Consider the following 7,975-nt stretch of genomic DNA (forward strand, 5'->3'; position numbering starts at 1 on the left):
CCATTACGAAACCAAACGTATTGGTTATCCATCACAGAAGCATCTACTCCTATAGTTAGCGTGTAGCTATCACCTGCATCGCGGAAGGTGTTCAACGTGGAACCTACCTTGGCTTGGGGGGCGTAAATTAGGTTTGATGCGGAATCAAGCGCGTTTAGTATATCTTCAAAAGTAAGAACGTTACCAGCTAAGTCGATTATGCCTAAGGTATTAGGGTGAAGGGTATTTATAGCATCAATTTGATTACCACTTAACAATAATGAGTCAGTAACTTCTGAAAAGATACTAGCCCAAAAATCTAACATACCATTCAGTGCATTATCCTGTAGATCAGCATACTCTAATCCGGTTAGATTATACATTTCTGCGGGAAACGAACCAGAAAGCTGGTTGTTGCTCAATTCTAGGCGGGCTACTCGATTATCGGTTATAGTAACCCCCTGCCAGGTAGTAATGCTTCCACTCAGCCAGTTAGTATTATTGGTCCAACTAGGGCCATCAGTAGCATTGTAAAAATCTACCAAGGCTAGCGAATCGATGATCAGCGGATCTTGAGGAGTAGTGAATACCAGTGTGTCGGAGAAGGGACTACTACCGCAAGTGTTGTTCGCCGTTATTCGGAGATAGTGAGTGGTTAAAGGAACCAGTCCAGTAACCTTAGCACTAACTGAATCTACTACGGTGGTATTCACTATGCTGCTGAATAGATTATCGGTAGCTACTTCTACCAAATATGTGTCAGCGTTTATAATACTTTCCCAAGCTACGGTTGCTTGATTATGCTCCACTAATAGCAAAGTATCTACCGGTGCCGAAGGCAAACTATCGGTTGTGAAGTTAAATACCGCAGTAGTATCGCCTGTACCACAAACATTGCCCGGAATGATACGATACATATAGCTAGTAGCTGATACTAAGCCGCTAACTACTAAAGTATCATTGCTGGTAGGGTAACTATTAATTGTAGCAAACGCATCAGCGGAAATCTCTACCAAATAATCATCGGCTTCAGCTACTTCATCCCAAGTAAGCATTGCTCCGTCGCACACAATCTGTGATGCAGCTACATTGGTTGGAATAGGAGGAACATTATTTGTTTGGTAGCTTCCGGTACTAGCTGGTCCAGATCCACAGACATTCTGAGCGGTAACCCGATATTCGTACGTAGTTCCCTTCTCGCGACCGGCTATTGTAATCGAGGTAGATGGAACTGACTGAGAAATCTCCGTAGTCACAAAACCATCTTTAGAAACTTCTAACAAATAATCTGAAGCGTAATTTACTACGTCCCAACTTAAATCAAATCCATCGCAATCAGGGTTTGAGGCAGCAAGATTAGTAACTATTCCCGGAATATCGAGCACTTCCACTGAGATGGCACTTGAGTTAGATGAAGTACCACAACTTGTAATTGCACGTACTCGGTAATAATACATCTCAGTAGCCGTAAGTCCAGTTACAGTTAAGAAAGTATCAGAAGTGGAAGTGGCATCATAACCTGATATCATTGTTACAAAAGCAGCATCTTCGGCTACGTCCACTTCGTAACTGCTTGCACCAAAAACCGGAGCCCAAGTAGCAGTGAAGGCATCACAGGTAACACTAGCTGCCGGTTGGGCAGTAGGTTCGCTATCATTTATTATCTCTATGTCAAAGGTAGACGAATTGGAGCAAGTGCCAGCAGTAATATACGTTATTGTATAACTACCAGGCACACTGGTTGATAAATCAATCTCACCAGTACTGCCATTGATTATTAGTCCGGCCGAAGTTGTAAACGTACCGCCCGTGCTACCTGTAATAATAGCCGTTGGATCAGTGTCGGTTGGGCAATAAGGTGATCCAATATAATTGAAACTAGCATCATCTCTACCACTGATTGTCAGATTGAAGGTATTGCTAGAAGGACATACTCCCGAAGTAGTATAAGTAATTGTATGAGTGCCTAAGGGGCTGACCGATAAGTCAACTTCGCCCGTCGCAGTACTAACAAATATCAAACCGGAAGCATTGCTAAACGTACCTCCAGAAGTTACGATACTATTAGGTATCGGATCGCTTTCATCTTCACAATAGTTAGTACTAACGTAGCTAAAGCTAGCGTCATCCACTGCAACAATATCTACACTAGAAGTATGGATATCAGACGGGGAAGTCGTTTCATAAGTTACTATATATGTTCCAGGTAAGCTGGTATCAAGATCAATTTCGCCGCTGCCACCGTCAATATCTAATCCGGTAGTGCTGCTAAATGTTCCTCCTGAGGTAGTTACTGATGGTGTAGGGTCGGAATCATTTTGGCAATAGGTCGTACTTGCATAATTGAAGGTAGCATCTTCCACACCACGTGTATCTAGCTCGCTACTGTGACTTAAAGCCACCGCAGAACCACCATACAGCCATAATACAATAAAAATAAACTGTTTCATAACTAAAACATTTATAGGAAAAGTACAATTATTGTTCTATAGCGAAGCATTTAAAGAGTATTCTTACCAAGAAAAGTACATGGCTCGCTTGGAATACAATAAAGTAAGGTTTTTTACAATCTTCCTCTTATTTCTTGGGTCTATTGATTATCCTATAGAATAGGATTAGATTGGCATTTTATGCAACCATCCTCCTCAATACGGTTATTTTTTACGGGCTTTCTCATTCTGAAAATCGCTACTTTCTCGTTCGGACAATCGGTGGAAGATGTAGTTATTAGCCGCTCCGCAAGTAATAGTAGCCTTACAGATTGGATACAAGAAGTTGAGTCGAACCATGCCATTCGCTTTTTCTATCGTCCAGAATGGACTGACTCCATTGTAGTTTCTCAGCCATTTAGTAATACTCCGCTTACCCAAGCACTTTCCACAATCATTGAGAATACTGATCTAACCTTTACTACCTATCAGGATTATTATATTGTATTGCTTTCAACGGCCCCCTTAACCACTCGTCGCTCTAGTACCGATTCTGATAATCGCCGAATCGTTATTGGCGATTCCTTATTAGCTGATGGGCAAACTGAAGCAACCGTAAGCGGTTATGTTCGGGAGGGAAGTACGGGACAAGGTATTGCCGGGGCGACAATTTTTTCGCGGGAGTCTGGGCAAGGCACATCTACTAATGCTAACGGTTACTATACTATTTCAGTGGTTACCGGTGATTATCAATGGGAAGTTACCTCACTGGGTTACGAAACTGAAGAGCGCAAAGTACGGGTTACTTCCGATGGGTCGTTTTCGGTAGATTTATTTGAAGAAACTGCCCGACTAGAGGAAATAACGATTACCGAACAAGCAGAAGATAATAATGTAAGTGGTCCCCAAATGAGTGCGAACCGCATGGATATTAAGCGGGTGGAGAAGATGCCTGCTTTTCTGGGCGAAGTAGATGTAATCAACGCTATTCGGCTGTTACCAGGGGTAAGTGTAGCAGGCGAAGGCGCCGCAGGCTTTAATGTTCGGGGTGGCGATGTTGGACAAAACTTAGTTTTACTAGACGGTATTCCGATCTACAACCCATCTCACCTTTTCGGCTTTTTCTCTGCGTTTAATGCTGATTTATTGCAGGATGCCACGTTGTATAAAGGTGGTATTCCCGCTCAATACGGCGGACGAATTGCTTCAGTACTGGATATATCGATGAAGGAAGGCAACCTGCGGAAATTGAAAGTGAGTGGTGGAATTGGAGTTGTTGCTAGCCGATTATCCGCCGAAATTCCCATTGTAAAGGAAAAGAGTAGCCTAATTATTGGGGGGCGAGCCTCTTACTCTGACTGGATACTGAATCAAGTGCGAGATGTTACGCTTAGCCAAAGCGAGGCATCATTTTACGATGCTAACGCTAAATGGACCTATCGGCTCAACGAGTCCCATAAAGTTGGTCTGACCGGCTACTTTAGCAACGATAACTTCGGTTTAGCTAATGATGCCACCTATCAATATCAGAATCTTGGAGGAGCCTTACAGTGGGACTACTTAATTTCGCAGAAGTGGCTATCGGCCCTAAGAATTACTCAATCGCGCTACCGCTACCAGATTGGCGATTTGCAAGACAGCGTATCAGCCTCCCAAATCGATGCGGGATTCGATCAAACAGGTGGCCAGTGGAATCTAAACTTCTTTCCTAACCAAGACCACGAGATGAGCGGGGGAATTGAAGTATCTCGCTTCCAATTTTCGCCGGGTGATTTACGTCCAACGGGCGACTTTTCATTAGTTGTTCCGCAAGAACTAGCCACGGAACAAGCTTGGGAATTTTCTGGCTACCTGAGTGATGTGTATCAGATTAATCCATTTTTAACATTAACGGCAGGGCTACGCTATAATTATTATCGCTACGTTGGCCCTCGAGAGATATTTAACTACGCCGAAGGCCGACCGCGCCGGGTGGGCTCCACTACTGGAACTACCTCTTTTTCTGAAGGCGAAACCATTGTTACGTACCAAGGCTGGGAACCCCGAGCCGCTTTACGCATTGGACTAAATGCCCAAAGCAGCATCAAACTGAGCTACAATCGCCTTCGGCAAAACACCCATTTAATCTCCAATACTGCTAGTGTTACTCCTACGGATATTTGGAAATTGAGCGACCCGTATTTACCCCCTCAGATTGGCGATCAGTACGCGATTGGCTTCTTTCGAAATATATTTAACAACGCGATAGAAGCATCTGTAGAAGTGTACTACAAAGATATTCTTAACTTGGTAGAATACCGAGATGGGGCCACTTTGCTAATGAACAACCAGCTAGAAACCGATTTGCTGATTGGAACCGGACGAGCCTACGGAGCGGAACTGCTAATCTCAAAGAACATTGGACGACTTACTGGCTGGCTGGCTTACACCTACTCCCGCACGTTGCGTAAAGTAGATAGCAGCTTTCCCGAAGAACGCGTGAACCGGGGAGAGTGGTATCCATCGTACTTTGACAAGCCACATGATTTAACAATGGTGGGAAACTACCAGTTTACCCGACGAGTGCGCTTAGGCTTTAACTTTACGTTCAGCACTGGGCGACCTGTTACCTTACCCGAAAGTACCTACCGCATTGGGCGTTTTGATATCGCTAATTATTCTGACCGTAACCAATACCGAATTCCTGCTTACCATCGCTTAGATTTATCTCTTTCGGTTGATGGGAACCTAAAGAAAAACAAAAAATGGGATTCAAGCTGGACGTTTGCCATCTATAATTTATACGGAAGAAATAACCCGTACTCTATCTTCTTCCAAAGTACCAGCTCCGGACGGTTTTCGGCTTTCCGTTTGGCTATTTTGGGGCGACCATTTCCATCCATTACCTATAATTTCAAATTTTGAGCGCTATGAAGGGAAGGGGACTTATCATTGTAATTCTATCGTTATTGCTAACCACCTGTATTGATCCTTTTGATATAGGCGACGTAGTAGATGGACAGCCAAAGTTGGTAGTAGATGGTTTATTAACCGATCAACCTAAAGCTCACGAAGTACGAATTTCTTATTCATCGCCTACATTAAATACCTTTGAGCGAGAGGCCGTACAGGGAGCTGAAGTATTTATTGAGGACGAAAATGGCAATCAGGTGCAGTTACTGGAAGATTTTGAGCGCGAAGGATTATATCAAACCCCGAGCGATTTTGCCGGAACCGTGGGCGTTACCTATACTTTACGCGTCCGCACTGCAGAAAATATTAGTTACCGTTCATTACCGGAACTGATGCGGCCGGTGGCTGAAATTGATAGTATTTATGGCAAGTTAGAGAGTCGGCAATCTCTTTCCTCCATTGGGGTATTACTGGATGATTGGGGGATGCAATTCTACGTAAGTACTGGAACGGGTTTACCTGAATCAAACTTTTATCAGTGGAATTGGGAAGAGACGTATCAGTTTACGGCTCCCTTAGCCCGACCAATGCAGCTTATCCAGCCAATTTGCTTCCTATCGGGCCGTCAGTTTAATCAACTTCTCATTGGCTCATCGCAGGATTTTTCTCGAGATCGTATTGAGCAACAACCGCTTACTTTTGTATCTAAGCGTACTTATAAACTACAACAACGCTATAGTTTGTTAGTGGAACAGTTCTCGCTTTCTGAACGAGCTTTTAATTTTTGGAACGATGTAGAAGAGCAACGTAACATCGATGGCTCTCTATTTGATCCGCCGCCCTCCCAAATTATTGGTAACATTGTTCGCGACGATGATCCTGAAGAAATTGCGTTGGGCTACTTTCAAGTGTCTGCCGTAACGCAGAAACGCTTTTTTATCACCCGAGGTGAAGTGCCAATTGATCCGGGTGGCCCGGTGGGAGGTTTTGGCAGCTGTATAGAAAGTCCGGAGCCCCCTCCCACCGGCGGTAGTGGCGACTCTCCGGATGGCCCCGCTACTGGCCCTCCCGAATTTTGTTATAACTGTACGCTTATAATCGGAACTACTACTGAACGACCTTCCTTTTGGTAATGATGAAGCAAATATATCTTGGGCTATTTTGGTTGGCTATCATGCAGATTGCAACTTTTGGTAAAGCTCAGAACGTAGAGGACCAACTTCAAAACTATACCGATAGTTTAGCTAGTGAACAAGTGTCTGTTCAGCTTTCGGAAGCAATAGTTGGCGCGGGTGAAACTCTCTGGTTTCAGGCTATCATAAACAGTACTGATACTACCCGAGAAGCTAGTCGGGTGGTTTATCTAGAGTTATTTAACCGGCAGAGAACAGCGGTAGCACAGGGTATTTACCAAGCTTCGCTCGGATTGGCCACAGGACAGTTAACCTTACCGGATAGTTTAGCGGGCGGTTGGTATCAGCTCCGAGCGTATACCCAATATATGTTGAACAACCGCTCTAACAGTCTTCTTACCCAACCCATCTTAGTAATCAATACCAATACTACGAATCCTTCTTCAGTACCAGATACTCAGCGTAATCAGGCAAGTTTTACGGTTCATTCGGAAGGGGGAAACTGGGTGGCTGGCAAGAAAAACCAAGTAGTTGCTCAATTTCATTCCTTAAAAAATCATTCCGACACAGCCCAATTAGAGATACTTCAAGTGACAGATTCAACGGTAGTAGCCCGCACTCCTGTATTACGCCAGTTGGAAGAATTTACGTTTACCCCAAAAGCAGACACCAGCTATTTAGCTCGCTTTATTAACACCGATACAAGCTATATTCAGCTTCCTGAGGCGCAGCCCGATGATTATACTCTTCAGGTCAGTGCTAATGGTACTCGCTTAGAAATTAATGCTACAAAACCATCAACTGCTCCGATAACTTTCATAGCAGTCCGCTCCGGTAGTCATTTATTACATTTTCAGCGCGTAGATCAATCTTTTTTCTCAACCTCGCTACCCGTTTCCCAAACCCCAGGTTTGATCGAAATAGCGATGCTTAACAATCAGGCCACCGTACTTGCTCAACGATTATTCTATACGGAAGAACCAGCAAACAATTCACTAATTAGTCTATCCAGATCAACAGTATCGCCCCGCGAAGAACTGCAAGTTTCGTTGAACAATAACCCTAATCTGAACGAGGCAACACTAGCGCTGACTGTCCGCAAGCTCCGCTTTTCCGAATATCCGCTTTCAGTAGCTGCGTTAGATAATGTTGGTTTATCTGGTGTATCCTTACCCAATGATCTTTCGGCTGAACAAGTACCTGCGTGGATAAATCAGTGGTTGGTAACTCAAAAATCTGCCTGGCCTAGTTGGTCTGAGATGCTGGTTCAAGAAAGCTCCTCGCAGAATTATGAGCCAGAAGATGAGATGTTACTCATCACCGGAAGAGTACAAACCTCCCAAACTATTGATGAAGATGACCGGATACTGTTATCTATTCCCGGCGATGACCCTTACTTTGAATATAGCAGAATTGAAGAAAATGGTAGATTTGCTATCCCAATATCTCGAGTGTACGGCTTACAAAACTCTATTTTACAGTATAACTCCGCCACTGATGAGCTTCCACAAAATATTCAGTGGGAAGTGGATGATACATTTG

The 7,975-nt window shown here is 43.9% G+C and carries 4 protein-coding genes; 3 read left to right on the forward strand and 1 reads right to left on the reverse strand.

Going from position 1 to position 7,975, the window contains the following annotated elements; genetic code table 11:
• Positions 1-2,429: fibronectin type III domain-containing protein (locus WBA23_RS25700; protein WP_424585138.1), on the reverse strand; the 2,429-nt coding region annotated here is incomplete at its 3' end.
• A 180-nt stretch (positions 2,430-2,609) separates the two neighbouring features.
• On the opposite strand from WBA23_RS25700, the gene WBA23_RS25705 reads away from it, so the two are divergent.
• From WBA23_RS25705 to WBA23_RS25715, 3 genes are all read left to right on the forward strand, one after another.
• A complete protein-coding gene (locus tag WBA23_RS25705) occupies positions 2,610-5,312 on the forward strand; it encodes a TonB-dependent receptor (RefSeq protein WP_424585139.1) in 2,703 nt (900 codons plus the stop codon).
• Between the two features lie 5 nt (positions 5,313-5,317).
• Entirely contained in the window at positions 5,318-6,433 is a 1,116-nt protein-coding gene (locus WBA23_RS25710) for a DUF4249 domain-containing protein (protein WP_424585140.1), read from the forward strand.
• Positions 6,433-7,975: hypothetical protein (locus WBA23_RS25715; RefSeq protein WP_424585141.1), on the forward strand; the 1,543-nt coding region annotated here is incomplete at its 3' end. The genes WBA23_RS25710 and WBA23_RS25715, both read left to right, overlap by 1 nt.

It is taken from the genome of Tunicatimonas sp. (assembly GCF_049647865.1).
GTDB lineage: Bacteria > Bacteroidota > Bacteroidia > Cytophagales > Cyclobacteriaceae > Tunicatimonas.